23 protein-coding genes and 1 pseudogene are annotated in these 25,266 nt (G+C 70.6%); 10 read left to right on the top strand and 14 right to left on the bottom strand.

All coding sequences use genetic code 11. The annotated features are described in order from the left end of the window. Window positions 1–112: 112 nt before the first annotated feature. The gene (locus tag ACZ7PG_RS41640; RefSeq protein ID WP_470244701.1) at window positions 113–1,879 is read right to left on the bottom strand and encodes an ABC transporter substrate-binding protein; all 1,767 of its coding nucleotides are present in this window, start codon (window positions 1,877–1,879) and stop codon (window positions 113–115) included. A gap of 205 nt (window positions 1,880–2,084) precedes the next feature. Here ACZ7PG_RS41640 and ACZ7PG_RS41635 point away from each other — a divergent pair, with 205 nt between their 5' ends. The 6 genes from ACZ7PG_RS41635 to ACZ7PG_RS41610 are packed head-to-tail and all read left to right on the top strand — an operon-like array spanning window position 2,085 to window position 8,462. Then, window positions 2,085–2,858 carry a crotonobetainyl-CoA--carnitine CoA-transferase gene (locus ACZ7PG_RS41635; protein WP_470244700.1) on the top strand — a complete coding sequence of 258 codons (774 nt, stop codon included), beginning with the start codon at window positions 2,085–2,087 and terminating at the stop codon, window positions 2,856–2,858. Then, window positions 2,855–4,114, top strand: a complete 1,260-nt coding sequence (locus tag ACZ7PG_RS41630) for an aminotransferase class V-fold PLP-dependent enzyme (protein ID WP_470244699.1) — start codon at window positions 2,855–2,857, stop codon at window positions 4,112–4,114. Before ACZ7PG_RS41635 ends, ACZ7PG_RS41630 begins: the two co-directional genes overlap by 4 nt. Next, window positions 4,111–4,971: a class I SAM-dependent methyltransferase gene (locus ACZ7PG_RS41625; RefSeq protein ID WP_470244698.1), complete on the top strand. Its 861-nt coding sequence runs from the start codon at window positions 4,111–4,113 to the stop codon at window positions 4,969–4,971. The genes ACZ7PG_RS41630 and ACZ7PG_RS41625 overlap by 4 nt, the downstream gene beginning before the upstream one ends. Beyond that, window positions 4,968–6,116, top strand: a complete 1,149-nt coding sequence (locus ACZ7PG_RS41620; protein WP_470244697.1) for a trans-sulfuration enzyme family protein — start codon at window positions 4,968–4,970, stop codon at window positions 6,114–6,116. The genes ACZ7PG_RS41625 and ACZ7PG_RS41620 overlap by 4 nt, the downstream gene beginning before the upstream one ends. Beyond that, entirely contained in the window at window positions 6,113–7,009 is an 897-nt protein-coding gene (locus ACZ7PG_RS41615) for a homocysteine S-methyltransferase family protein (protein WP_470244696.1), read from the top strand. The genes ACZ7PG_RS41620 and ACZ7PG_RS41615 overlap by 4 nt, the downstream gene beginning before the upstream one ends. 58 nt (window positions 7,010–7,067) lie before the next feature. Next, on the top strand, window positions 7,068–8,462 hold the full coding sequence (locus ACZ7PG_RS41610; RefSeq protein WP_470244695.1) for an aminotransferase class V-fold PLP-dependent enzyme: 1,395 nt from the start codon (window positions 7,068–7,070) through the stop codon (window positions 8,460–8,462). Window positions 8,463–8,484: 22 nt separating this feature from the next. Here the strand turns inward: ACZ7PG_RS41610 and ACZ7PG_RS41605 are convergent, their stop codons facing one another. From ACZ7PG_RS41605 to ACZ7PG_RS41585, 5 genes are read right to left on the bottom strand one after another with little or no spacing between them, the layout of a single operon-like run. Beyond that, window positions 8,485–9,717, bottom strand: coding sequence for a DUF885 domain-containing protein (locus ACZ7PG_RS41605; RefSeq protein WP_470244694.1), 1,233 nt, complete (start codon window positions 9,715–9,717; stop codon window positions 8,485–8,487). Further along, entirely contained in the window at window positions 9,684–10,298 is a 615-nt protein-coding gene (locus tag ACZ7PG_RS41600; RefSeq protein WP_470244693.1) for a class I SAM-dependent methyltransferase, read from the bottom strand. Before ACZ7PG_RS41600 ends, ACZ7PG_RS41605 begins: the two co-directional genes overlap by 34 nt. A 49-nt stretch (window positions 10,299–10,347) precedes the next feature. After that, on the bottom strand, window positions 10,348–11,358 hold the full coding sequence (gene add / locus ACZ7PG_RS41595; RefSeq protein ID WP_470244692.1) for an adenosine deaminase: 1,011 nt from the start codon (window positions 11,356–11,358) through the stop codon (window positions 10,348–10,350). Then, the gene (locus tag ACZ7PG_RS41590) at window positions 11,355–12,695 is read right to left on the bottom strand and encodes a metallopeptidase TldD-related protein (RefSeq protein WP_470244691.1); all 1,341 of its coding nucleotides are present in this window, start codon (window positions 12,693–12,695) and stop codon (window positions 11,355–11,357) included. The genes add and ACZ7PG_RS41590 overlap by 4 nt, the downstream gene beginning before the upstream one ends. Then, on the bottom strand, window positions 12,692–14,194 hold the full coding sequence (locus ACZ7PG_RS41585; protein ID WP_470244690.1) for a TldD/PmbA family protein: 1,503 nt from the start codon (window positions 14,192–14,194) through the stop codon (window positions 12,692–12,694). Before ACZ7PG_RS41585 ends, ACZ7PG_RS41590 begins: the two co-directional genes overlap by 4 nt. A gap of 79 nt (window positions 14,195–14,273) precedes the next feature. On the opposite strand from ACZ7PG_RS41585, the pseudogene ACZ7PG_RS41580 reads away from it, so the two are divergent. Continuing rightward, window positions 14,274–14,450: pseudogene (locus tag ACZ7PG_RS41580) on the top strand (adenylyl-sulfate kinase); the annotation flags it as partial. Window positions 14,451–14,513: 63 nt separating this feature from the next. On the opposite strand, the gene ACZ7PG_RS41575 reads toward ACZ7PG_RS41580, so the two are convergent. The 5 genes from ACZ7PG_RS41575 to ACZ7PG_RS41555 all read right to left on the bottom strand — a co-directional run bounded on the left by ACZ7PG_RS41575 (window position 14,514) and on the right by ACZ7PG_RS41555 (window position 17,611). Continuing rightward, on the bottom strand, window positions 14,514–14,666 hold the full coding sequence (locus ACZ7PG_RS41575) for a hypothetical protein (RefSeq protein ID WP_470244729.1): 153 nt from the start codon (window positions 14,664–14,666) through the stop codon (window positions 14,514–14,516). 404 nt (window positions 14,667–15,070) lie between these two features. Further along, a complete protein-coding gene (locus tag ACZ7PG_RS41570; protein WP_470244689.1) occupies window positions 15,071–15,409 on the bottom strand; it encodes a hypothetical protein in 339 nt (112 codons plus the stop codon). 49 nt (window positions 15,410–15,458) lie between these two features. Further along, a complete protein-coding gene (locus tag ACZ7PG_RS41565) occupies window positions 15,459–15,953 on the bottom strand; it encodes an SRPBCC family protein (protein WP_470244688.1) in 495 nt (164 codons plus the stop codon). 73 nt (window positions 15,954–16,026) lie between these two features. Next, window positions 16,027–16,983 (bottom strand): RNA polymerase sigma factor, encoded by a 957-nt coding sequence (locus ACZ7PG_RS41560; protein WP_470244687.1) that lies wholly within the window; start codon window positions 16,981–16,983, stop codon window positions 16,027–16,029. A gap of 253 nt (window positions 16,984–17,236) precedes the next feature. Then, window positions 17,237–17,611 carry a YciI family protein gene (locus tag ACZ7PG_RS41555; RefSeq protein ID WP_470244686.1) on the bottom strand — a complete coding sequence of 125 codons (375 nt, stop codon included), beginning with the start codon at window positions 17,609–17,611 and terminating at the stop codon, window positions 17,237–17,239. A gap of 223 nt (window positions 17,612–17,834) precedes the next feature. On the opposite strand from ACZ7PG_RS41555, the gene ACZ7PG_RS41550 reads away from it, so the two are divergent. The 3 genes from ACZ7PG_RS41550 to ACZ7PG_RS41540 all read left to right on the top strand — a co-directional run bounded on the left by ACZ7PG_RS41550 (window position 17,835) and on the right by ACZ7PG_RS41540 (window position 20,888). After that, window positions 17,835–18,209: a hypothetical protein gene (locus ACZ7PG_RS41550; protein ID WP_470244685.1), complete on the top strand. Its 375-nt coding sequence runs from the start codon at window positions 17,835–17,837 to the stop codon at window positions 18,207–18,209. 154 nt (window positions 18,210–18,363) lie between these two features. Continuing rightward, the gene (locus ACZ7PG_RS41545; RefSeq protein WP_470244684.1) at window positions 18,364–18,714 is read left to right on the top strand and encodes an NUDIX domain-containing protein; all 351 of its coding nucleotides are present in this window, start codon (window positions 18,364–18,366) and stop codon (window positions 18,712–18,714) included. Between the two features lie 548 nt (window positions 18,715–19,262). Continuing rightward, window positions 19,263–20,888: an esterase/lipase family protein gene (locus tag ACZ7PG_RS41540; protein ID WP_470244683.1), complete on the top strand. Its 1,626-nt coding sequence runs from the start codon at window positions 19,263–19,265 to the stop codon at window positions 20,886–20,888. 479 nt (window positions 20,889–21,367) lie between these two features. Here the strand turns inward: ACZ7PG_RS41540 and ACZ7PG_RS41535 are convergent, their stop codons facing one another. The 3 genes from ACZ7PG_RS41535 to ACZ7PG_RS41525 all read right to left on the bottom strand — a co-directional run bounded on the left by ACZ7PG_RS41535 (window position 21,368) and on the right by ACZ7PG_RS41525 (window position 25,259). Beyond that, window positions 21,368–22,621: a NucA/NucB deoxyribonuclease domain-containing protein gene (locus ACZ7PG_RS41535; protein WP_470244682.1), complete on the bottom strand. Its 1,254-nt coding sequence runs from the start codon at window positions 22,619–22,621 to the stop codon at window positions 21,368–21,370. A 49-nt stretch (window positions 22,622–22,670) separates the two neighbouring features. Continuing rightward, on the bottom strand, window positions 22,671–23,681 hold the full coding sequence (locus ACZ7PG_RS41530) for a hypothetical protein (RefSeq protein ID WP_470244681.1): 1,011 nt from the start codon (window positions 23,679–23,681) through the stop codon (window positions 22,671–22,673). Window positions 23,682–24,203: 522 nt separating this feature from the next. Further along, window positions 24,204–25,259 (bottom strand): alpha/beta fold hydrolase, encoded by a 1,056-nt coding sequence (locus tag ACZ7PG_RS41525; protein ID WP_470244680.1) that lies wholly within the window; start codon window positions 25,257–25,259, stop codon window positions 24,204–24,206. Window positions 25,260–25,266 lie beyond the last annotated feature (7 nt).

The raw sequence follows: 25,266 nt of genomic DNA, 5'->3' as shown, positions 1-25,266 counted from the left end.
GTGGGTTCTCCAGCCGGGGTCGGCGGCCGCGGGCGTTTTGGGTTTGGGGCGGGCCCCGGGTGTCGTGGTTGGGGGTGGGGTGGCGTCCCCCCCCCCCCCCACCGCCGGGTCCTCAGTCGACCGGGTCGAGCCAGAGGTTGGTGATGTCGAAGAACTCGATCTGCGGCACGTGCACCGCGTTGCGGACCCGGCTGCCGTGGTAGCGCGACGTCATCGCGGCGAAGGACAGGATCGGCACGACCGGCAGGTCCTTCATCACCTCGACGTCGACCTGGTGCCACAGCTCTTCGGCGGCGGCCGGATCGGACGCCGCCAGCGCCCGGTCGATGAGGTCGTCGACGACGGGACTGCTGTACCCGCCGTAGTTCGTCGTCCCCGGAGCGTCGTTCGTCTGGAACAGCGGCTGCACGATGACCCGGCCGTTGTTGCCGAACCAGTCCGGGGTGAAGCCGGGTTCCGCGATGTCCCACGCGCCGGCCCGGCCCGCTTCGGGGTCCGACAGCGCGGACCCGTAGTACTCGGCCTGGCTGTAGGTGCGGTATTCGAGGGTGATGCCGATCTTCGCCAGGTTGGCCGCCACGACCTCCATCACCTTGAGGTGGATGCCGATCTTGCGGACCGCGGCGATCAGCGTCACCCCCTCGCCGTAGCCCGCTTCGACCAGGAGCGCGCGGGCCTTCTCCAGGTCGCCCCGGTCACCGGGGGTCGGGTAGGGGTTGAACTCGCGGTGCCCGATGCTCCCCACCGGGATCACCGAGTGCAGCGGCTGGTTCGGCGCGTCCAGCACGTCGAGGATCTCGCCGATCGCGACCTTGTCCACGGAGTAGGCGATGGCCTGCCGGACCGCGGGGACGCTCATCGCGCCGCCCTGGTTCGGGCTGCGGAGGTTGAACACCAGGTAGGGGTTGAGCGCGAAGCCCGGGTAGCTGCGCGGTGCGGCGTCCTGGCCGGTCTTGGGCCGGGCCCACGAGACCGCGGTGTAGGACCAGGCGAGATCGATCTCGCCCGCGTCCATCTTGGCCTGCGTCTCGGCGATCGGCTCGGCCGCGACCGTGATCTCGACGCGGTCGACGTACTGGTTGCGGATGAAGTCGGTTTCCTTGCGCCACACGGGGTTGCGTTCCATCGAGATGGCCGTGCCGCCGTCGGTGTAGCGGGTCAGCCGGTAGGGCGCGCAGGACAGCAAGTTCCGCCGGAACTCCATGCTGTCGGGGAGGTACGCGTCGTACTCGGCCGGCGCCGGGGCGGTGAACCCGGTGGCGAGGATGTTGAGGAAGTCGTTGGCCGGACGGCGAAGCGTGAACACCAGCGTGTGGTCGTCGGCCGCGCGGACCCCGGCGATCCCGTGGCCGTCCTGGAAAGCGGCGAGCGCGGCCGCGGTCGGCTCGACCTTCTCGAAGGCCGCGCGGTAGGCGTCGCAGTACTCCTGCATGCCCTCGATCGTGCTGGTGAAGTAGTGCAGCGCGCCGGCGCCGGACACCGGGTTCGGCAGCCGCTTCAGGCCGCGGACGACGTCGTGCGCGGTCACCTCTCGCGGGGGCGTGGAGTCCCAGAGCACGCCGTGGTGCAGCCGGATGGTGTAGGTGAGCCCGTCTTCGCTGATCCCCCCGTTTTCGCGGGTGGGCAGCTCGGCGGCGAGGTCGGGGGCGGGGGTGAAGGAGTCACCCGCGTCCGACAGGTCGTCGGTGGCCGGGTAGGCGAACAGGTGCCGGGACAGCGCCCGCAGGATCTGCGCCGACGTCGCGTAGTAGGCGCTCGCGGTGTCGATGTGGTCCACCCCGCCCGGCCCGGTCAGCCGCAGAGTGCCGCCGTACCGGGGTTCGCCGCGGGTGGCGGCGGCTCGGGGTGCCGTGACGGGACGAGGTGTGGTGCTGGTCATCGTTCAGCCACCTTCCGGGCGGACTAGTGCGGCTTCGCTGGTCTGGTCCGGCGCCAACTGTAGCGCCCTCGTCGCGGCAAGCGCTATATGATAGTGGAGTAAAATAAGAACAAGGGTTGCCAGTCTTGAAAGTTCTCGCCAGATACTTTTAAAACTTATAGTCACTGATACGATGTTCCGAGCGTGCCACGATCAGGGGGCGGGGATGGCCTGGGAAGAACGCGTGCGGGCGCCGGACTTCGCCAGGGTGGCCGAGCGCTACCGCGCGCTCCACCCGGGCGCGGACGGGCCGGCCGCGGTGCCCCCGGCCGCGTTCGGGGACATCGCGATCCGCTTCGACGAGGCGTACTGCCGGGAGGTCGCGGAGGTCTTCGAGCACGCGCCGCCGCGCGTCGACGACCCCGCGCTGGCCCGCTCCTACGACCGGCTGATCCGCGAGAGCAGGCAGCAGTACCTGGCGCTGCGGGACGCGGGCCTCGAGGTCCGGCCCTGGACCGGAGGCGGCCAGCCGTACCGCGACTCGGCCGAGCTGATCGCCGGGGTGCGCGGGACGGGGGTGCTGCACGTGTTCCTCACCCGGGACGGGCACGGCCCGGGCCCGGCGCGGGCCGGGCATCCGATGCTCGGTCGGTCGGGGGTCGTCGCGCACGGCGTCGACTTCACCCACAACGACGTCTTCCGCGTGGTCCACGACGTGTTCGGGCACGTCCTGCCGGGACACGGCTTCGGCCCGCGCGGCGAGTTCAAGGCGGCGTACTGCCACATGCAGGTCTTCTCCGCCGAGGCGCACCCCGCGCTGTTCACCGAGCAGATCGCCCAGGTCGCGTGGTTCTTCTTCGGGCCGCACCGCCGCGACGGCGACCGGCCGCGCCGGACCTGGCCGTACGCGGAGCAGAAGGTCTTCCTTTACGACGCCCGGTACCTGACCGAATTCCGGCGCATGTTCGCGGTGCGCCCGTCCTCCCAGGAGCGAACATGACCCGGACGACCTCACGGCCGCTCACCGCCGCGGTCAAGGCCGACTTCCCGATCTTCGGCCGGACCGGCGTCGCCTACCTCGACAACGCCGCGACGACGCAGAAGCCGCGGGTCGTCCTCGACGCCATGACCGCGTTCTATGGCACGGCGAACAGCAACGTGGGACGCGGCCACCACAGTCTCGCCATGGCCGCTTCCGCCTGCTACGACCAGGCGCGGTCGAAGGTCGCGGAGGTGATCGGCGCGGCGCACGACGACGAGGTGGTGTTCACCGCGGGCACCACGGCGTCGGTGAACCTGGTGGCGGACACGCTGGGCGCGCGGCTCGTGGGCGCGGGCGACCAGGTGGTCGTCACCGGCATGGAGCACAACTCGAACCTGCTGCCGTGGCGGCGTTTGTGTGAACGCGCCGGCGCCGACCTGGTCGTCGTCCCGGTCACCGCGGCCGGCTCGGTCGCCGCGGCGGACTGGTCCGCGGCGTTCGGGCCGCGCACCCGGCTCGCCGCCTGCACCGAAGTGTCCAATGTGCTCGGCACGGTCAACCCGGTGCGGGCGATGGCGGACGTGGCGCACCGCGCCGGCGTCCCGCTGGTCGTCGACGGCGCGCAGGCCGTGCCGCACCGCGCGGTCGACGTCCGCGCGCTCGGCGTGGACTTCTACTGCTTCTCCGCCCACAAGGTGTACGGGCCGATGGGGGTGGGCGTGCTCTACGGCACGCGCGAGTGGCTGCATGACCTGGCGCCGTACCAGGTCGGCGGGGGCACGGTGAAAGGTGTCCGGGCGGACGCCCCGGTGAGCTACGTGCCGGTGCCGGCCCGGCTGGAGGCCGGTACGCCGAACGTCGCGGGCGCGGTCGGGCTCGCCACGGCGCTGGACTACGTGGCCGAGCTCGGGTGGGACGCCGTCGAAGAGCACAACGCCGTGCTCGTCCGCGACGCCGTGCGGATGCTCGGCGGTTTCGACCGGGTCCGGGTCGTCGGCGACCCCGCCGCCGCGCCGAGCGGGATCGTCTCCTTCGCCGTCGACGGCATCCACCCCTACGACGTCGGCGGGCACCTGGACGCCCACGGCGTGGCCGTGCGCTGCGGGGTGCACTGCGCCAGTACTTTCCTCGACAGCATGGACCTGCTCGGCACGGTCCGGCTGTCCTTCGCCGTCTACAACACCGAAGCCGACCTCGAGCGGGTGGCGAAGGCCCTCGACACGCTGGTCCCCGGCGAGTGGACGGCCGAGCACCCGGGGGTGCGATTCCTGTGACCCGCGAGGTGATACCCGACCCGGTGGCCACGCGGAAGGCCCAGCGAGCGGTCTGGGACGCCGTCAGCCCCGGCTGGCAACGCTGGTCGGCGGCGTTCGAACGGGGGGCTGCGCCGGTCACCGCGCGGCTGCTGGAGCTCGCGGGGGTCCGGGCCGGGCAGAGCGTGCTCGACATCGGCACCGGCCTCGGCGAACCGGCGCTGACGGCGGCGGACCGGGTCGGCCTGGCGGGCTCGGTCCTCGGGATCGACCTCTCGCCAGTGATGGTCGCGGCGGCCCGTGCCCGGATCGCGCCCGGTGTCCCGGCCGACTTCGCGGTCGGTGACGTCGAGACGATGGCGTTGCCCCCGCGGTCCTTCGACGTCGTGGTGAGCCGGTGGGCGCTGGGCTTCGCGGCGGACCGGGTGGCGACCCTGCGCGCGGCGGCCCGGGTGCTGCGGCCGTCCGGGGTGCTCACCGCGGCGGTCTGGGCCCGGCCCGAGCTCGTCCCGCTGATTTCGCTCGCCTTCGCGGTCATCTCGGACCAGCTGGCCCTGGACCCGCCGCCACCGGGACCCGGTCCCTTCGCGATGGCCGATCCCGCGCGGACCGCGGCCGAGCTCGCCTCGGCGGGGTTCACCGACATCACGGTGGCCGAGCTCGAGGTGACGTTCCAGCTGGACTCCGTGCCGGCCTTCGCGGAGTTCGCCCGCGACGTCCTGCCCCCGGGCATGGTGCGGCTGCTCGCCGCGCGTCCGCCGGCCGCCCGGGACGCGGTGTGGGCGGCGTTCGCGGCGGCGGCGGACCGGTTCCGGACGCCGGACGGCCGGGCCGTGGTCCCCGCGACGACGTGGTGCGTGCGCGCGGTGGCGCCGTGAGGTTCGACACGCGCCTGGTGCACGTGGGCCAGGAACCGGAACCCGGTGTCGGCGGGGTGGTGCCGCCCCTGCACCTCGCGAGCACCTACGAGCGGGGTGTGCAGGACCCGTTGCGCTACTTCTATTCCCGGGGCGAGAACCCGACCCGGGAGAACCTCGAGCGGTGCCTGGCGTCGCTGGAGGACGCGCGGGCCGCGACCGTGTACGCCTCGGGGCAGGCCGCGGCCGCCGCCGCGCTGCTCGTCCTCGCGCCGGCCGGCCGGGTGCTCTGCTCCGACGACGTCTACGGCGGCACCCACGACCTGTTCGCCCAGCTGCGGGGGACCGGTGTCGACGTCGAGTACGCGGACCTCGCCGATCCCGACGTGCTCGCCGGACTCCGGTTCGAAGACTTTTCCCTGGTGTGGCTGGAAACGCCCAGCAACCCGCTGCTGAAGCTGGTCGACATCGAGGCCGTCGTCCGGCCTGCCCGCCGCGCCGGGGTCCCCGTCCTGGTCGACAACACCCTGGCGGGTCCGGTGCTCCAGCAGCCGCTGCGGCTCGGCGCGGACGTCACGCTCTACAGCACCACCAAGTCCGCGGCCGGGCACCTCGACGTCCTGGGCGGCGCGCTGGTGTACGACAGCGCCGAACTGCACGAGCGGTTCCTGGCCCACCGCGGCGCGACCGGTGCGGTGCCCGGCGTGTTCGACTGCTTCCTGGTGCACCGCGGGCTGAAGACGCTCGCGGTGCGCACCCGCCGTCAGGTCGAGACCGCCGCTTTCCTGGCCGAACTGCTGCGCGGGGAACCCACGGTGGGGGAGGTCCGGTACCCGGGCCTGCCCACGCATCCCGGCCACGAGCTGGCGGTGCGGCAGATGACGGCGCCGGGGTCGATGATCTCGTTCGACTACCTCGGCGACCCGGCCAAGCTCCTCGACCGGGTCGAGGTGTTCACCTGTGCGGTCAGCCTCGGCGGCGTGCGTTCGCTGATCGAGCTGCCGGCGTCGATGACCCACCGGCCGGTGCCGCCGGAGATCCGCGCGCGGCTCGGCATCACCGACGGGCTGGTCCGGTTGTCGATCGGGATCGAAGACCCGGCGGATCTGGCCGCCGACCTGACCGCGGCCCTCCGCGGCGAGTCCGGAAAGGACGGACGTTCATGACCGAACCGCCGACCACCACCCTGCTCGACGGCGGAGTCGCCACCGGGTTGCGGGCCGCCGGCCTCCCGCTGACCGCACCGTGGTGGACCACGCGCGCGGTGCTGAGCGAGGCGCGCCGGTCGGTGCTCCGGGACCTGCACGTCGAGTTCCTCGCCGCCGGCGCCGAAGTGCTGACCGCCAACACGTTCCGCTGCAACCTCCGCGCGTTGCGGGCGGCGGGGCTGGACGCGGCGGGGCTCGCCTGGATGGTGCACGCCGCGGTCGGCGTCGCGCTGGCCGCGCGCAAGGAGGTCGACGGCGCGGCCGGCCGGCTCGTCGCCGGGTCGATGGCGCCGGTCGAAGACTGCTACCGGCCGGACCTCGTGCCCGGCGATGACGAGCTGCGCGAAGAACACCGCTGGCTGGCCGTCGAGCTGCGGCGGGCCAGGGTTGAACTAGTGCTCGTCGAGACCATGAACACCGTCCGGGAAGCGGTGATCGCGCTCGAGGCGGTACGCGCCACGGGCGGGCGGGCCTGGGTCTCGTTCGTGTGCGAGGGAGACCGGCTGCTGTCCGGCGAAAGCCTCGCTTCGGCGGCCCGGGCGGCGGAGGACGCCGGCGCGGACGCCGTCCTGGTCAACTGCACGACGCCGGCCGCGACCGGGAGCTGCCTGGCCGTCCTGCGCGCGACGTGCCGGGGAAAGATCGGCGCGTACCCGAACCTGGAGGACCGGTCCGGGATCCCGCCCCGGACCCACGTCGACCGGTCGCTGCCCGCGGCCATGACCCCGCCCGAGTTCGGCGAGCTGGTGGCCAAGTGGCGGGCCGAACACCACCCGGACATCCTCGGCGGCTGCTGCGGGACCACCCCGGCGCACCTCGCGGCCGCCCGGGACGCGCTGGCCCAGCCGTGAACGGACCCATCGGCACGTCGAGCGCGGCCGGCGGCCGCGCGAGGAGGGAGTGAACGCCGTGGAGAGCACGGAATCGGCCGTCGTCACCTTGGCCAGGGAACGCACCGAAGCGGCGGCGCAGGGCGGCGGCGGTGGCGACCGCAGCCCCTCGGTCGCCATGCCCGTCGTGGACGTCCCCGGTGGCCCGCTGGAGGATCCGGCCACCTGGGCGAAGGTGCGCGAGCTGTTCACCATCGACCCGAAGATGGTCCACCTCAACGTCGGCACGGTCGGCTCGGTACCGCGGCCGGTGCTGGAGCTGCTGCGGACGACCGACTACGACTACGCCCGCCACCCGCGCGACCCGTACCCGCCGACCACCCAGCTGGCCGCCCGGTCCGTGCTCGCCCGCGCCTACGGCTGCGACCCGGATGAGCTGGCCATCGTGCAGGGCGCCACCGACGGGAACGCCCGCATCCTCAACGGGCTCGAACTGGGCGAGGGCGACGAAGTCGTCACCACCGACCACGAGTGCTACACGATGCAGGCCCCGCTCAACGCGTTGCACAACCGCCGCGGCGTCGAGATCACGAAGCTCACCCCGCGCCTGGGACCCGACCAGGACGCCGACGAGATCGTGGCGATGTTCGCGAACGCGATCACCAGCCGGACCAAGGTGCTGCAGTGGGCGGCGGTCTCCTTCACGGTCGGCACGACCTTCCCGACCCGGCGGCTGGCGGAGCTCGCCCAGCAGCACGGGCTGATCTCGGTGGTGGACGGCGCGCACCTGCCCGGGCAGTTCGACTTCGACCTGCACGAGCTGGGGGTCGACTTCCTCAGTGGGTCGGGCTCCAAGTACCAGTGCGGCCCGCTGGGCACGGGAATCCTCTACGCGCGCAACAAGGTTCTCCCGGAGTACAACCCGCGGCCGCTGCCGGCGTTCTGGCCGGTGATCTCGCTGTGGTACCCGATCGAGGGCGAGCTGCCGCCGCGTACGACCGACCGCGAACCCACCTACGACATCGGCACCTACGTGCAGAAGACCGGCTCGTCCGACCTCTCCCGCGGCCCCGCGCTGCAGGCGGTGTGCGAGATCTGGGACCGCATCGGGCGGGAGAACATCCAGCGGTACGTGTTCGGGTTGTGCCGGCACGCCAAGGAACGCGTCGCCGAGCACTGGGGCCGCGAGTCCCTGTTCAGCCCGCTCGACGACGAGCGCCTGCACTCGGGGATGGTGGCCTTCCAGCCGTTCCGCGACCCCGCCGACGCCGCCGACCTGACCAAGTTCGTCCGGCTGGAGGAGCGGATGGAGGAGGAGTACGGGGTCAACCTCCGGTTCACCTTCTTCCCGGAGCGCGACCACCCCGCGGAGCGGTTCGCCGTCCGGCTCGCCCCGCACCTCTACAACAGCCGGGACGAGGTCGACTACACGATCGACGCCCTGATCAAGATCACCGCGGAAGTGGCTTCCTGAGCCTCCTGAAGCCGTTGCCGGCTCAGGAAGCCGCTTCGGCGGCCAGCTGGGCCGGCAGCAACGGCTCCCGCAGCAAGCGGGCGAACCGGTCGGCGACGGTTTCGCCGGGGGCCCGCGCGGCCAGCCAGGCACCGACCAGCCGGGAGCCTTCGATGTAGGTCACGGTGTAGGCCCGCCACAGCGGGTCCTGCAGGAACCGCACCATGTGCCGGGCGCGGTCCTCGGTGACCAGCATCGTGCGGTGCAGGAACGCGACGACGTCGTCGGCGTCGGCGTGGCGGTCGTGCAGCAGGAGCGCCGCGTCCTGGCGGGCCGGCAGCAGCCGTGCGGTCACGGGCAGCAGCCGCTCGGCCAGGTCTCCGTCGAAGGCCTGTCCGAAGCGGTCCAGCACCCCGGCGACCGGCCGGCCCCAGCCGTCCGGGTAGGCCGCGGCCAGCGCCTGCTCGCCGGTGCCCTCGGCGACGAGGCACTGCGGCGTGTTGACCAGCGACAGGGTGTGCTCGGCTTCGCCGCGGTCGCGGACCAGCAGCTGCTCCTTGACGCAGTGGTCGGCGTGGTGGCCCGGGTAGGCCTCGTGGGTGACCAGGTGCGGCAGGGCCGACCGGCCGTGCCCGGCGTCCGCGTTGAGCGAGATCGTCGAGCGGAACCCGCCGTGGTACCGGTTGAACGCGTTCCACGGCCGGTCGGTGACCGTCTCGAAGTGGACTTCGTCGGTCCCGGGCAGGCCGAACCGGTCCCGGCAGGCGTCCCGCAGCTCGCCGGCCAGTGCCTCGGCGGCCGGTTCGAGGACGGCGGCCGGCATCCGGTCGCGCTCGTGGAACGCCGTCAGCCGCGCCGCGGGCCCGCCCGGTCCCGGCAGTACCCGCCGGATCTCTTCGTGCGCGGCCAGGTACCGGTCGGGGTCGGCGAGTTCGATCCGGACGCCGAAGTAGGCCTCGACTTCGGCCGGGAACGCCATGCGCTGTCCGGCCAGCCGGTCGGCGACGCAGGCGAGCGCCCGCAGCTGGGCGTCCAGGAACGCGGCGCGCTGTTCGCCGATTCCGCTGTCGGGCAGTCGCTCGCGGAGGGCTCTCGCGTCGGTGGCCAGTTCCGCGGGGACCGGCACGGGTTCGCCCGCGACCTGTTTGGCCAGCGCGGGGTCGCCGAACCAGCAGTCGACGAACCCGTCGGCCAAACGGCCCAGCCGCAGACCGAGCAGCAGGTAGTCGCGGACCACCGGGGTCACGGCGTGCGCACGCAGCGGAGCGCGAGCCACGGCACGCCGTCGTCGGTCCCCTCGACGGCCTCCGCCAGGTGGAAACCGCAGTAGCGCAGTTCGCGGACCCATGTCGGGAACCCGCGGTGGTGCGCGGTGCGACCGGCCCAGGTGCGGTGGTCCGGCCGCGGTCCTTCGGCGAAGTAGCCGGCGGCGCCGGCGGTGGCCACCGGGTGGTCGAGCGCGCACACCAGGCGGCCGGCCGGCGCGAGGTGGTGGTGGAAGGCTTCGAGCACTCTCGCGAGGTTGCCGAGGTGCCCCAGCACGCGTCCGGAGTAGAGCGTGTCGAAGGTGCCGAGGTCGTGCCCGGACCAGCCGTCGAGGTCGGCGGTGCGCACGTCGCCGGGGTGGCCGGCCAGCGCCGCGATCGTGGACGCGCGCGCCGGTTCGCCGGCGGCCAGGCCGATGTAGTGGCCGTGCCGGGCGAGGTGCGCGGCGACCGCCGGGTCGGCACAGCCGAAGTCGAGCACCGGCCGCCCGTCCGGGGTGCCGACGAGAGCCTTGAGCGCGGTGACCCGGTCCGGCGGGGGCGACGGAGCGGCGATCGCGACGGTGTCCGCGCCGGGACCGGTCAGTGTCATGGTTCTTCCCGTTCCTGCCGAGGCACAGCGGTGGGTAATTAGATATAGTTTAATGTACTGTTCTGGCTTCGTCGATCTCCCGCAGCAAAGCGTCACGGGTGGCCGGTGAGCAGAACGCGGCTCGCACACCGGACCGGGCGAGCGCGCGGAGATCCGCCTCCCCGAGCCCGAAACTGTCGTGGCACAACCGGTATTCGCCGTTGAGGCTGCAGCCGAAGAGCCCCGGGTCGTCGCTGCCGAGGGTGACCGGGACCCCGGCGGCCAGGAGCGCGGGCAGCGGGTGGACCGAGACGTCGGCGACGGCCCGCGTGCGCAGGTTCGACGTCGGGCAGATCTCGAGGGTGATCCCGTGGTCGGCGAGGTACGCGGTCAGCCGGGGATTGCTCACGCACCCGATGCCGTGCCCGATGCGGTCGGCACCCAGATCCACGATCGCCGAGCGGACTTCCGTGTGCCCCGTCGTCTCCCCGGCGTGGGGCACGCTGCGCAGGCCGGCCGCGCGCGCCCGGCGGAACACCTGCCGGAACAGCCGGCGGGGCACGCCGGACTCCGGGCCACCGAGGCCGAACCCGACCGTGCCGGGCGGCTGGTGCCGCAACACCCAGTCGAGGGTGGCTTCGGCGCCGTCCGGGCCGTCGTCGCCGGAAGCGTCGAAGATCCACGCGATCCCGATGCCGTGGCGGGCGGCCTCCGCGCGCCCTTCGGCGAGGGCCTCGGCGAGTTCGGCGGCCGCCAGACCGGCGTTCAGGTGCGACAACGGCGTCACGGTGACTTCGGCGTAGCGCACCAGGTTGCGGGCGAATTCCCGGCGGAGTCCGGTCATGAGTGTGAGGACGTCGGACCCCGTGGTCACCAGCCGGTTGATCGCGGTGTAGACGTCGAGGAAGTGGCCGAAGCCGGTGAACGCGCAGAAGCGTTTGAGCGCGGCGATGTCGTGGGGCACGCCGCGGCCGGGATGGCGTGCGGCGAGCTTGGCCACGGTCGCGAGGTCGGCCGAGCCGAGAAGGTGGACGTGCAGGTCCACCTTGGGCAGGGTGGCCACGAACGCCCCGGCGGTCATGAGCTGCTGGGCGAGGACACGCCGAAGTCGGCGATCCGCAAGGCCGGCATGGCGGTGCCGGCCCGGGCATCCGCCCACTCGCGGGGGAGGGTCCGCTCGGTGCGCCCGGTTTCGGCGACCCGGCCGAGCAGGGCGACGGGGCTTTCGTTGAACCGGAAGTCGGGTACCGCGCCCGTCACCTCACCGTTTTCGACCAGGTAGACGCCGTCGCGGGTGAGCCCGGTGAGCAGCAGCCCCTGGGGGTCGAGGTCGCGCAGGTACCACAGCGAAGTCAGCAGCAGACCGCGCCGGGTGCGGGCGACCAGTGAGTCGAGGTCCGCCCCGGAACCCCCGGTGAGCACCAGGTTGCCGACCTCGGGAGTCCGGCCGGGGTCGACGAGGGTCGTGAGCACGCCGCCGGTGATCCAGTCGGTCCGCGAGAGCGGGAAGCCGTTGTCGAACACCGACGCGGTCGCACCGGATGCCTTCGCCACCGCGAACGGCACGCACTCCAGGCCGGGTTCGGCCGGGTCGCTGTAGAGCGTCAGCGGTGCGTCGGTGAGCCGCTCGCCGACGCGGGTGCCGCCACCGGGCGCGCTGAACACCGACCCGCCGTCGACCGCGTCCTGGGCGGTCGCGGCCTCGTAGAGGTGCAACATCAGGTCGGCGGTCGCGGACGGGGGCAGCAGCACTTCGTACCGCCCGGCGTCCAGCTCGACCCGCCTGCGCGCCCAGGAGAGGCGTTCTCGCAGCTGCCGCACGACGGCTTCGGGGTCGGCGCCGGCGAAGTCGTCGACCGGAGCGCCGAACCACGAGGACGCGGCACGGTCGGCCGTTTTCGCGGTGAGGTCGAGCAGTCCGCTGGGCCGGCTGTGGCGGAGGCACAGCCCGGTCGAGGTGGCCAGGCTCGTGGTGCGGACCTGGTGCTCGGCGTAGCCGTACAGCAGGTGACCGGATCCGCTCGCGTCGTCGAATGCCCGTGCCAGGGCCCCGGCGAACGGGCCGAACCCCGGCTCCGCGTCGGCCGAAGGGCCGGAAGACCGTCCATTCCGGCCGGCCGGGGTGCGCAGTGGCCGGGGCTGCTCCGCGCGGACGGCGTGCGCCGTGGCCCGTTCGGCCGCGCGGACGAGCCGGGTGACCGTCGCGGAGTCCAGCCCGCCGTGGGCGGTGGCGGACCCGACGGCGCCGTCCGCGACGGCGATGACGGTGAGGCTTTCGGTGCGGGTGCGCCCGCTCGTCGTCGGGCGGTTGCCCGCCCAGCGCAGGTGCGTGGTGGAGGTGTCCTCCGCGATCGCCACGCAGCTGTCGGCGTCCCGCCGGGCCGACACGGCCAGCTCCGCCCAGTCCCCGGCGCTCATCGGCCCGCCGTGCTGAGCACGCGAATCCCGCGGAAGAGCGCGCTGGGGGAGCCGTGGCTGGTCGGGGCCGCCTGGACCGGCTGTCCCTTCCCGCACAGGTCCGCGCCGAAGACCCGGTAGGTACCCGGGCCGCCGAGCCCGGCGAGGGCCGCCCAGAACTCGGGGGTCCTGGCCTGGTAGGCGAGGTCGGCCAGCTGGCCGCACAGCCGCCCGCGGCGGATCCGGTAGGCGCGCTGGGCGGAGAACTGGAAGTTGTCCCGGCGCGAGTCGATCGAGAAGCTGTCCGAGCCGACCAGGTAGACGCCGTCGGCGACGTCCGAGATGAGGTCGTCGGTGCCGGTGTCGTCGCTGCCCGGCTGCAGGGAGACGTTCGGCATCCGTTGCAGCGGCAGGTCGGTGCCGGTGTCGGCGTACGCGCAGCCGTTGGACCGGGTGCCCAGCACGGCCGCGGTCCGCCGGTCGAGCTGGAAGCCTGCGAGGACGCCGTTTTCGACCAGGGGCCAGGACTGCGCGGCAACGCCCTCGTCGTCGAAGCCGACGGTCGCGAGCGCGTGCGGCGTGGTGCGGTCGGCGGTGACCCGCATGAGCGGTGAGCCGAACCGGAGCCGGCCGATGTCGCCCGGCTCGACGAAAGTCGTTCCCGCGTAAGGTGCCTCGTGACCGAGCGCCCGGTCCAGCTCGGTGGCGTGGCCGACGGACTCGTGGATGGTCAGCCACAGCTGGGACGGGTCGAGCACCAGGTCGACGCGGCCGGGACGGGTTGGCTCGGCGCGGCACTTCTCCGCCAGCTGCTCGGGTAGCCGGTCGAGCTCGCCGTCCCAGTCCCAGCCCTCACCGTCGAGGTACTCCCAGCCGCGGGCGGCCGGCGGCCCCAAGGTGCGCAGGGTGGCGAACCGGCCGGCGCCGGCCCCGCCGACGAGCAGCTGGGGGTGGATCCGCACGCGCTGCTGGGTGGTGACCGTGCCCGCCAGGTCGGCGTAGTACTTGTTCTCCCGGGTGAGGACGAGCTTCCCGAGAACTTGGCGGACCGCGGGGGCCGCGAGCAGCCGGCCGGACCAGTCGGCCAGCTTCGCGAAGCGTTCCGCCGCCGGGACTTCCAGCGGGTCGAGGCGGAACCCGGAGACCCAGGTCTCGCCGGGGTGGACCGGTTCCCCGGCCGGCTCACCGGGTTCGGGACCGAGCACGCGCACGGCGGCGGCGACGGCCATCGCGTCTTCGGCGGCGCCGGCGGCCGCGGCCCGGGTGAGGACGGAGGTCCCGGCGAACCCCCACACGCCGTCCCGGGCGACCCGGACCGACAGCCCGCTGGTGGTGACGTCGCGTTCGGCACGCGGTTTCCCGTTGTGGGTCAGGGAATGGACGGTGCGCGTCCGGCCGAACCGAAAGGCGGCATGGGTGGCCCCGAGCGCCCGCGCCCGGGCCAGGGCCGCGTCGGCGAGGTTCGCGAGGGGCAGCGCGGTGAAGGAGGCGTCGACGGTCCTGCCGGCACGGGTGGGCACCGCGAGCTCCCCTCGTTCGGTCTTGACCCCGGACCTACGGTAATTACTATCTTTTACTTAAGTCAAGTGGAGCTGTCTGGTGGAGAGGGGACGGCTGGTGGCTCGGCCCTTCCCCGGCGCCGCGGCGGTGGTCTGGTTCACCGGCCTGTCCGCGGCGGGCAAGACCACGACGGCTCGCCTGGTCCAGGCTCGCCTGATCGCACTCGGAAGCCACCCGTGTCTTCTGGACGGCGACGTGCTGCGCGCCGGGTCGTCTCCTGGGGCCCGATTCCCCGCGACGATTCAGGATCGAATCGGTTGCTGGCAGCCCGATCGCTGGTCAGGCGTAGCCGCGCTTGAGCATCATGCCCGCCGCCTTGTCGAACTCGGCGTCGGTCGGGATGGCGAAGTCCAGCGTGTTGGCGTAGCGGGTGACGATGTTGAAGACGGCCGCGACCGCGGTCGCGTCGTCGAGCTGCCCCCCCGCGGCCATCGCCGCCTGGACTTGCCCTCCTGCAGTTCGTTCGCGTGCAGGGTCATGGTTTCGAGAACGGCGAGCGTGGCGCGCAGGGGCTCCGAGAGAGGTGCGGTGTGGTAGTCGGCGAGGGCCGCGTCGGCCACCGCTTTGTCCATTCCGTGTACGGCGATGGCCCGGTGCGCCCCGACGCAGAAGGGACACGAGTTCCATTTCGCGACCATCGCGGCCATCAGTTCCCGCTCGGCGACGGACCATTCGCTCGGTCCGCGCATCGCGGCTTGCGTCCACGCGCCGAGCGCGGTGCCGACGAAAACCTTGTGGTAGAACGCCACCCGGGCCGCGTCCGGAAGGCGCGCGCCATCGCCAGGGAGATGACCCGGATCAGCAGCCTGCTGCGGAGACTGTCGCCGCGTTCGACTTCAGGCAGACGCATCGGTCGCCTCCGCGATCACCCGGGTGTCGGCGTCCCATCGGGCCAGGCCCGCCCCGACGCAGGCGGACATGACGATCTCGAACGCAGCCTTGTCACTGCCGTTCGCCGCCCGGACGGCGCCGACCTCGGCGCCGGTCACCCGGTAGGAGGTCTCACCGACCTGCCGGGCCAGGTCGTCGTACGGTTCGGCGATGGGTGGCCCGCCCGCCGCGCGGGCCGCGACCGCCGTCCGCAGCGCCGCATCGGTGATACCGGTGTCGCCGGCCACAGCCGCGCGCAACATATCCGCGCGATGGTGGTGCGGGTCGTCGGTCGGTGTGCTCATGTGCCCTCCGGGATCGGGTCCGAGGTCGACGGTATCCGCGGTATCCGCTTCAAGCGTCAGCAGCATCCCGTTGCGTCGCGGCGCGGAACCGGTCGAGATACAGCGGCCACCCCGAGCCCGCTCCCAGGCTGGTGAAGCTTTCCCAGCCTTCGCCGTGCCGGTCGAGATGCCGGTGATCGAGGGCGACCCGCGTGCGCCCGGCAGTCTCGGCGGTGAATCGGATCTCCACCTCGCTGGTGTGGCCGGGGTCGGTATCCAGCTGCCAGCGCGGGCTGATGTCCCAGCTGAGCACCAGCCGGTCCGACGGCTCGTAGGCGAGGACCCGGGCCCAGGTGCAGCGGCTGCCGTCGGTGCCGACGTCGTACACGGTGCCGCCGGTGCGGGGCTCCAGCACGGTCCGCTCGATCGGCACCGCGAGGAGGTTGTGCTCGCGCGGCTTGACCTCGTCGAACCGCTCGGTGAACACCCGGAAGGCCTGCTCGGGAGACACGTCGACGACGATGTCGACGTGCAGTGCGGTCGAGTCCTGCGAGGTAGTGCTCATCGGGGTCCTTTCAGCGAATCTTCGGTTGACTCACCAGAGGACGAACAGGCGCCCGGCTTCTCGACAGCTCACTTCATTGAATTTCCGGTTCCTCGAGCCCGCGGATGCGCCCGGCGAGAAAGCGCTGGTCAGCGGGATTGGTGGCCAGGTCGCGAGCGCGTCGGTACGCCGCGACCGCGTCGTCTGGGCGGCCGAGGCGGCGCAGAAGGTCGGCGCGAGCGGCGTGCAGCAGGTGGTAGCCGTCGAGACCCTCGATCCGGTCGATCAACGCCAGCCCCTCGCCCGGGGTGGTGGCCATGGCGACCGCTACGGCGTGGTTGAGCGCGACCACCGGCGACGGCGTCGCCGCGAGCAGCTGCTCGTACAGCGCGGCGATCGCGGGCCAGTTCGTCTGCTCGGCTGTCGGCGCCTGGGCGCGCAGGACCGCGATGGTCGCCTGCAACAGATACGGTCCCGACGTCCCGAGCCGCAGGGCTCGGTCCAGGAGCCGGACCGCTTCGGCGATCTCGGTGCGGTTCCAGCGGGTGCGGTCCTGGTCTTCGAGCAGGACGACGTCGCCGTGATCGTCATGGCGGGCGGCCGAGCGCGAGTGGTGGACCAGCAGCAGCGCGACCAGGGCGAGGGCCTCGGGTTCGTCGGGCATTAGGGTGGCGACGAGCTTGGCGAGGCGGATCGCCTCCTGCTGCAGCTCGTCGCAGTCGGGTTCGCCGGCGCTGGTGTGGCCGCAGGTGAAAATCAGGTAGATCACCGCGAGGACGCCGGAAAGCCGCTCGGGCAGTAGGTGGTCGGCGGGGACGGCGAGGCTGATCCGCGCGTCGCGGATCTTGCGTTTGGCCCGCACCAGTCGCTGGGCGAGCGTCGCCTCGCCGACGAGGAAGGTGCGGGCGATCTGCGCGGCGGTCAGCCCGGCGACGGCCTGCAGGGTGAGGGCGACGCGGGCTTCTTCGGCGAGGGCGGGGTGGCAGCAGGTGAAGATGAGGCTGAGGCGTTCGTCGCCGAGGCTGAGCAGGCTGTTTTCGCCGAGGTCCATGGTCGTCGCCTCCGGTGGGGTTCCGAGTTCGGCGAGCTTGTCCCGGCCGCGGCGGGCGCGGCGGATGCGGTCGATGGCGCTGTTGCGGGCCGCGGTCAGCAGCCACGCGACCGGGTCATGCGGTGTCGTACCGTCGTCCCATTTCGCGAGAGCGAGCGCGCACGCGTCCTGGAGGGCGTCTTCGGCGAGTTCGAAGGGACGAGCGCCGCGAGCATCCGGGTGCGGTGCTCGCGGTAGACGTCCGGCAGGACGGTCATCTGCCGGTGCTCGTCCGGTGGTCGAGGTCGGGCACGCCGGCGATCGGGCGGACTTCGATGGTGCCGACTTCGGCCATCGGGCACAGCTGCGCCAGCTCGAGGGCTTCGTCGAGGCTCGCGCAGTCCAGGATGTAAGCGCCGCCGAGGTGCTCGTGGGTCTCGAGAAACGGGCCGTCGGTGATCAGCGTCTTGCCGTCGCGGACGGCGACGGTCGTGGCGGTGTGCTCGCCCTGCAGTGGGTGTCCGGCGATGAACGCGCCGCGGCGGCGGCACTCGTCGGCGAACGCGTTGACCCTGGCCAGGGCTTCGGGGAAGGCGGGGTCGCCGGGTTCGGGGCGGTCGCAGTTGTAGATCAGCAGCATGTACTGCACGGGTCCTCCTGCTCAAGCGGTGGTGCCCTGTCGGAGAGGATGACGAACGGCTCGACCGTAACTCGACAGCCCGGTTCAAGCTTCTCGGCGATCACACGTTCCAGCTGAGCGTGACCAGCCGGACGAACCGAGATCCGGCGGCAGGTCCGGATCTACGCCGAGGTCGAGCAACGCGGCGGCGACGTCGGGCTCGGCGTCGGAAGGGAGGCAGAGGCGGAGGCGGGTGACCTCGACCAGCTCGGCGAACGTGGCGTACTCGGCCTCCGGGTTCAGCTCGGTTAGCGCGTGCGCGGTGAGCGCGTGCGTCCGGAAAGACCGGAATCGCGCCGTTGGCGGACTTCTACCGAGGCTTCGTCCTGCCGAACTGGGGCTTCTTCGGGGTCTTCCTGACGTCACCGAGCTGGCGGTCGGCCTGGGCTTGATTTTCGGCGTCGCGTCCCGGCTCGCAGCGGTGGGCGGGCTGCTGCTGATCGGCCCGATCTGGATCATGCTCTGGCACACCGGCGGCTACCTGTGGGAGTACCCGGCCGAGGACCTCTTCGGTTCTGATTCGTTCGACTCGCCAGCAGACCGAGCGTGGCTGGGCGGCGTCTACTGACAGATCGTCAACCCCGCGTCGGCATTGATGGTGATGTCGCGCTGCTACGGTCGGTGACACCAGGCGAGGTGAGCGGGAGGTTGGTGTCGGTGGCGGAGGCCGGATACCCGGTGTCGATCAAGGGCGTGCTGATCCGGGACGACCGGTACTGCTGGTGCACAACGAGCGCAACGAATGGGAGCTGCCGGGCGGCCGGATCGAACTCGGCGAAACGCCGGAGCAGACCGTGGCGCGAGAGATCACCGAAGAGTCCGGGCTGCCGGTCGAAGTGGCTGAGATCCTCGACGCCTGGATGTACCACATCTGCGTGGCCGACAAGGACGTGTTCATCGTGACGTACGGCTGCACCAACACATCCGACGCGGCGCCGGTCGTCAGCCACGAGCACAGCCGCATCGGCGAGTTCGCCGAGCACGAGGTTCCCGGGCTGCGTATGCCGGATGGGTACAAGCGCTCGATCACCGCCTGGTTCGACCGCCTCCGCACTCCGCATCCGGTCCGGTAGCGGGTCATGGCCGGGTGCGAGCGCTGAACGACGGCCTTGAGCCGCGTCACCCGCGCTTCGGTCTGCCCGGCTTGCCGCGCTGCGACGACTGGCCTGTCGCCACGCCCTCCGCGGCTGGCCCCCGCGGTGTGGATGTGGTCCGACCCCGCTGCTGCGGAGACTTTGGTCTGCGGAAGATCGCCATTTAGAACTGCATCAAGCTGCTCGTCGATGTCGTCGACCGGGCAGTAATCGACGATCAGTTGGCCAGGTGCGGCAAACTCGGTGCCACTTGGAAAGTGGTATCAGTATAGGGATGCTCGACATGTAAACCGGTGAAGGCGTCGCCGTTCTCGTAGATACGATAGTGGGCTTCGGTTTGCTAATTGACGAGGAGTTTACTGCCTTGTGACCAAAAAGGAAAGAAAACTTACCGCGCGAACAGTCGGATACTACTCAACAGTTACATGGTCGAGGAAATTCGACGCCGTCAGGACTTGTAACGTGCAGCTTTCGAGATTCGATTGTGTAGACGATAGGCGCGGTTAGGCGATTTGAGCAGGTGAGCCATGTTCGATATCCGGTTTATTGTCGACGGAAGCGCGATCGAACCTCCGTCACCGCTGACGATCGTCGGTTCGCACGGGCGGATAGCGGAGTTCCCGCGCGACACCGCTGTCGAGCGTGATGAATTGGATTCCCTGCTGGCGCTGGCGCGCCAGCTTTGGCCGGCGGACGAGGTGCAGGACGGCCTCCTAGCGCACGTAGTGCGTGAAGCCCGGGAGTCGGACCTGATCGCCGGCGCGACGCCCGAGACGTACAGCCCGCTGGGCGCAGTACGCCCGGACCGTCTCGGCCAGTGGGTCGCCGACGACCGGTTGGCAGACGCCCATCCGGAGGTCGATCCGCTCTCGGCTCACGTGACGAGTACACAGATCACTCGTACCGGATCTCCGGTGATCGAGTTCGTCGTCGGCGGGGAAGTGGTGTCCGCGCTCGCCTTCAGCCCGGACGTGGTTGTCGTCCCGCTACCGCGGAACGTTGATTCGGTAGAGCTGATCGACCAGCTGCCAGGTTTTGCCGATAACGTGGCAGAGCTCCTCGCCGCAGCCGTTCCCGACGCCGATGTCCACGAGCTCGTGTTGTGGCGCTTATACACAGGCGACAACTCGTGGGTCCGGGATTTCGTCAGGGAGGCCGACGCTGACCGTGTCCACCGGCTCGACGTGCGCGTGGTCAAGCGGATTGGTGTACTGGTGGGTCGAACTGTCAAGGTCGCTGCGCGCGTGCTCAACCGGGACTACGGTGATCCGTTCGCGGCGCGGCGGCTTCGGAGGGCCGAGGTTCGTCATCGCGATGTTGCGGACTCCTGTCCTCGGCTCGAGAAGGCTGTGCCCGGTAACGAAGCTGTGGTGGTCGTGCACGGCACAATGTCGACAGGGCTCGCCCTCGCTGCCGCGGTGAGCGCATGCCCCGGCCCGCTGCCCCTGATCACGCGCTTCGAGCACAACACCTGGCTGCCCGTCGAGGACAACGCGGAGGCCCTCGCGAGCCTGGTCGCGGAACGCGTCGGTGAACATGTGCTGTTCGTCGCACACTCCAGAGGAGGACTCGTCGCCCGCCATGCCGCGGATATCCTTCGCGCTCAGTACCCTTTGCGCGCGATCGAGACTCTGACGCTCGGCACGCCGTTCCTGGGTACCCCCGTCGCCGAGGCCGCCTCTGTGGGATTCCGTGGCGTGCAGGCCTTGATGGGTGGCTTGCGCTGGCCGGGCTTTTCCGTGGTGGAGCCCCTTACCCGGCTCGCCGGGCTGGCACTCCTGAGTGCTCCGCCCAAGGGGATCACCGACATGTCGCCCGGGCCGGGGTATCTGTCAGGATTCAAACTCCGTCCGCCAATCTCGACGACGACGTTCGCCGGTCAGGTGGACGAAGCCGGTCCGGACTCCTACGGCTTGTCGTTCCTGCGCGGTTTCGCTGGGCAGATCATGGACGACAGTGATCTTGTCGTGCCAGCGACGTCGGCCGCAGGCGGGGTCGGCGGCTCCACGACGCTCAAGTGCGACCATTTCTCCTACCTCGAACAGCCCGAGGTCAAAGATGTGATCAAAGAGTACGTGGGGCACCTTCCCCATCTCCATGCGCAGCGAGCGCAAGCTCGACTGAAGGACCAGAAGGCAACGCTTTCCTGGTGACTCATGGCCGGGCTGATCTCGAATTCCGTGGCAGCTAATCTCGGCCGGAAGCTGGTCTCTCGAGCCACCATGACAGCGCAGTGCGGACGCTGGACCGCGATCACTTGCGAGGCGGCCGTGAACTTCGGTCAGTCTGGCATGATCGGCTACGGGAGACGTTGATCGCACTCGCGAGCACATTTCGCACTCGATAGGGCGGGTCGGAAGCGAGTGAGCAGCAGTGCCTGTGCCGGTTCTGGCTGACGCACACACAACACTGCGCACGCTTGCCGGACGTTGATGGCTTTCGGAGCCAGCCCTTCATCTCGTCGGCGCTGTCGTGACGGACCCCCTTCGGGGCGATCATGGTTAGGCCGTGGGTTGCGCCGTGAGCGGTCGGCTCGACGGCCCTTCCCCGGCGGCGAACTCGGCCCCAGTGATCGATCGCACCACGCCGCCGCGACAGTGCTTACGTGTCGCGGCGGCGCAGTCCCGCCGGCTTAGCGCACTTCGACGTAGAAGCCGTCGGAGTCGAGGAGGTGATCACGGATCAGGAACTGCCCGTAGATCGCACCGGCACTCCTGTTGTGCGACGCGTTCAGCGCCCTCACCGCGAAACTCCACGGCGAGGTCTCGTCGACCTTCGCGGTGTTCTCATAGGTCGTCGCGAACGGATATTCATCGCAGTCGTATTTTGTGTTGTTCGGTCCCTTCGTGTAGCTGACACCGAAGAAGAACCGGCAGGTGCTGCGAACCTTCCGGCGTGACCCGGCGATCTTGTTCTCCTTGTCGTAGGCCTTCCAGAGGCGGTGCAGTGGCTCCTTTTTGTCCTTCCGGCCGGCGACCCTCTTGTCCGACACTCCCGGCTTGGTGAGCTTGAGGTCGTTCTGAGCGTCCCGGATGAACAGTGCCGAATCCCGGTACTGCGTGCTGGTCGCGTCCAGGATCAGCGACGAGACCACCCGGTTGAAGACGCAGTGACTGCCGCTGACGTAGCCCGTGTCCGTCACGGCATCGCAGCGGAACTGCTCGTCCGGCACCTGGCTCGACCTGCTCGTCCCCGACGGGCTCTTCGCCGTGAACTTCAGGTTGAACGCGAAGAAGCCCCGGTTCTCCGTCTTGTACTTGTCGGTGGCCGGCACGCCGGACGTCGTCGCGGTCGCGGTGAAGAAGACCGGGTTCGAGGAGCCCTCCTCTTCCCACTGCTGCACCGTCTTCTCCGCCGTGTTCGCGGGGAGGGCGCAGGTGCTCTGCCGTTCGGTATCGGCGTTTCCGCAGCCGAGCGTGATCTCCAGCCGGTTGGTGTCCTTGTGGGTCTCCGCGATGTCTTCGAGGTGGACGAGCCGCAAGCCGAACTGGACCTCGTTGAGCTGGTCGCGTCCGGTGGCGATGAAGTCGGCTCTGAAGATGCTCCGGCCGACTTCGATTTCGAAGCCACCGACGTTTTCGTAGTAGATGTACTCGATATTGCCGGAGAAACAAGCGTTGAACCGGTCCTTGAACCAGTACGGTTCCGCCGGCGTTGACGTGAAGTTCTTGCACTCGTCGAACGTGACGGGGGTGACTGCCGTGTCGACGTCTTCGGCGCGGGTTTCGGTCACGTAGTCTTCCTGTGACGGCTGGTAGGGCCGGCTGAGTACGACGGCGGTGGTCGGCCCGGGTGGTTCTTGGCCGGTGGCCACCGGGGTTTCGGCGACCAGGGACGTCATCAGCACCATGGCGACGACTGCGGAGTACACGGTTCTTCTCTTCACGAATATCACCTGTCCGGCTGAGGGGAATGGGGTTTCGCGAGCAGGCCGGTCACGTGATTAGATCCATGATCTGCCACCCGCTGCCGACCTGGACCGGAGTTCCGAAGGCCGGCGACTTTCCCCACCCGAGGAACGGGTATGCCATCAACTTGCCGTCCGGAAGGCGCTTCAGGAAGTCATCGGTGCCGTTGCCGTTGATGTCCATCAATGACAGCGATGTGGTCGTCTTCCAGTCGAAAACCGTGCCGGGCAGCACGACTTCGTCGGCAAAGGTGGAGGTCCCGTTGAACTTCTCGTTGTGGTGGCCGCCGAGCACTTCGCCGCTGCCGTTCACGGTGATGATCCGATCGGGGTTCTCCCGGAACCACGGCGTGGCCAGGACCCAGCCGATCCACTCCAGGCTGTCGTGCCCGACCTGCACGCGCGGGAGGTAGGTCTGCTTGCCGTTGAACGTGCCGCTGTGCGGGTAGACCCACCAGTTTCCGTTGCCGTCGAAGGACAGGATGTCGTCGAACCCGTCGGTGGTGACGTCCGCGATGATGATCTTAGTCTGGCTGTTCCACCCCGAACCGACCTGTACGGGCGTCCCGAACGTGACGACGCCGTTGACGACTCCCCGGTTGGGGTAGACCAGCAGGGCGCCGTCGGTCGCCCGTCTCGCGATGATGTCGGCAGGCGCTTCCGCGGCGTCCTCGGTCTCGTCGCCGGTGACTTCGGCGTCGGCGATCCAGTTGTAGACGTTCCAGCCGGTCCCGATCTTCGTCTTGGCCGAGAAAGTGGTCGTGCCTTGGAACTTGCCGGAATGTGTGTAGGCCCAGAGTGTCCCGTTGCCGACGCCGGGTTCCCGGGCGAGGATGTCCGGCCACCCGTCTCCGGTGAGGTCGTGAGAGCGGCCGCTGCTTCGTTGTACGCCGTCGTTGGCGGTGGCCGGTTGCGCCGGCGACGCGGCGGCGCCCGCGTTCCCGGCCGGCGCGGCGGACACCGCCGCCGCGGCAGGAGCGCTCAGCGTCGCACCGACCGTCAGCAAGACGGCGGCGAGAATATTCGATCGTCTGTGCATGCAACCCCCTCGTCCCGAGTGATCGGGCCGGACACTCCCGACTCCGGCTGGGGGTTGCGGCCAGTGGGCCGACGCCACCCGATTGGCGCAGCACGACGTCAAGGCATGCGCTGAAGGGTCCCTCGGTCGCATCTGATGGGAGGTTCCCTTCAGTGTGGTTTCTCGCGGTCGACGACATCGCTTGGGGCTGCCCCGGCCTTATGGGGTGAACGGCGACTGGAGACGGTCGTGCCGCCTACGGGATGAGTAGCCGCTGGACAGGCCAGGATGCGCGGGACTGGTCCGGGGAGTTGCGGCCGTCATGGCGTCATTTGAGGACCACGAGGTCTTCGATCTCCGCCGAGGCAGCGATCAACGGTGAGTGAGTTGTCACGATGACCTGGATGCGGCCCTCGTAGTCCGCGGAGGCCGGTGCGCTGGCCGATGGGGAAGCTGGAAAGGTCGGTAGTGGCGTTCGCGGCCTGCAACGGCCCGTGGACCGATCATGATCCCGCCAAGGCGGCGGACGGTGTCGGACGCTTTTCAGCCCTTGGCCAGACCCTCGAGCAGTGCCGCCGAGAACTCCTTCGGCTTCTCGATGTGCGGGCTGTGCCCGGTGTCGGCGATGACCACCTCGCGGTAGTCGCCGCCCGCCGCCGCGTAGCGGTCGAGGACCGCTCTGGTCTGGGTGACCATCGGCTGCGCGGGGTGGGTGGCCTCGCCCGGCCAGCCGGGCACCGCGCCGAGCCGGCCGAGGTGGGCGAGGTCGAACATGGAGGTGTCGGACACGATCTGGTCGTCCGCTCCCCGCACCCAGAGGATCGGGGGCTTGGGCTCGATCGCGTCGAGGTCGTCGAGGCGGAAATGGCCGGGCGCCATGGTGTTGAGCACGCCACGGGTGCCCGGCGCGACGCCCGGCCACGCGTCGGTCGTGGTGAAGTCGCCGGGGTAGTGCTCGTCGCCGACCCGGGTGGTGAGCATCGACTCGACGAGGTCGTCGAGGCGGGCGGGGTGGAACGGCGGGTTGACGTAGAAGGCCAGCAGCACCTGTCGCGGGGAGAACGGCGACTCGTCCGAGGTGTCGCCGTCCTTGAGCCGGGCGACGAAGTCCGGGTTGCCGCCACCGCCACCCGAGCCGGCGCCCGCCGCGTCGACCAGCTCGCCGTCCGCGCCCTTGGTGCCGCCGAAGCCGTAGGGCGAGACCGGGTTGACCAGCGTCACGGTGCGCGCGAGCGCGGGGTGCTCGCGCAGCAGCTGCAGCACCACGCCGCCGCCCATGCTCCAGCCGACCAGGTGCGCGGCGTCGATGCCCAGCGCGGCCAGCGTGGCGGCCACGTCGTCGGCGTAGTCGCGCACGCCCCGCGTCGCGTCGACCGGCAACGGGTCGGTGCCGCCGAATCCGCGCAGGTCCACCGCGATCGGGCGGTACCGCTCCGGCAGGTCGAGCATCGGCTCCTGCCAGAAGGCCGAGGACGAGACGTTGCCGTGGACGAACACGACCGGTTCCCCGCGCTCCCGGCCGGCCACTTCCAGCACGTGCGTGGTCAGCCGCTCGGTCGGTACCTTCGCCGAAGTGATTCCGTCGAGGAGTGTGGTCACTGTCGTC

The sequence above is a fragment of the Amycolatopsis sp. NPDC114504 genome, from assembly GCF_055633595.1.
The sequence above is the reverse complement of the archived record's forward strand: the minus strand, read 5'-3'. Positions and strand labels throughout refer to the sequence as shown.

What these genes read in the sequence shown, in the direction of transcription:
- ACZ7PG_RS41640 (WP_470244701.1), bottom strand. Translation starts at nt 1,879, where the DNA reads ATGACCAGCACCACACCTCGTCCCGTCACGGCACCCCGAGCCGCCGCC.
- ACZ7PG_RS41635 (WP_470244700.1), top strand. Translation starts at nt 2,085, where the DNA reads ATGGCCTGGGAAGAACGCGTGCGGGCGCCGGACTTCGCCAGGGTGGCC.
- ACZ7PG_RS41630 (WP_470244699.1), top strand. Translation starts at nt 2,855, where the DNA reads ATGACCCGGACGACCTCACGGCCGCTCACCGCCGCGGTCAAGGCCGAC.
- ACZ7PG_RS41615 (WP_470244696.1), top strand. Translation starts at nt 6,113, where the DNA reads ATGACCGAACCGCCGACCACCACCCTGCTCGACGGCGGAGTCGCCACC.
- ACZ7PG_RS41600 (WP_470244693.1), bottom strand. Translation starts at nt 10,298, where the DNA reads ATGACACTGACCGGTCCCGGCGCGGACACCGTCGCGATCGCCGCTCCG.
- add (WP_470244692.1), bottom strand. Translation starts at nt 11,358, where the DNA reads ATGACCGCCGGGGCGTTCGTGGCCACCCTGCCCAAGGTGGACCTGCAC.
- ACZ7PG_RS41590 (WP_470244691.1), bottom strand. Translation starts at nt 12,695, where the DNA reads ATGAGCGCCGGGGACTGGGCGGAGCTGGCCGTGTCGGCCCGGCGGGAC.
- ACZ7PG_RS41575 (WP_470244729.1), bottom strand. Translation starts at nt 14,666, where the DNA reads ATGGCCGCGGGGGGGCAGCTCGACGACGCGACCGCGGTCGCGGCCGTC.
- ACZ7PG_RS41570 (WP_470244689.1), bottom strand. Translation starts at nt 15,409, where the DNA reads ATGAGCACACCGACCGACGACCCGCACCACCATCGCGCGGATATGTTG.
- ACZ7PG_RS41565 (WP_470244688.1), bottom strand. Translation starts at nt 15,953, where the DNA reads ATGAGCACTACCTCGCAGGACTCGACCGCACTGCACGTCGACATCGTC.
- ACZ7PG_RS41560 (WP_470244687.1), bottom strand. Translation starts at nt 16,983, where the DNA reads ATGGACCTCGGCGAAAACAGCCTGCTCAGCCTCGGCGACGAACGCCTC.
- ACZ7PG_RS41540 (WP_470244683.1), top strand. Translation starts at nt 19,263, where the DNA reads ATGTTCGATATCCGGTTTATTGTCGACGGAAGCGCGATCGAACCTCCG.
- ACZ7PG_RS41530 (WP_470244681.1), bottom strand. Translation starts at nt 23,681, where the DNA reads ATGCACAGACGATCGAATATTCTCGCCGCCGTCTTGCTGACGGTCGGT.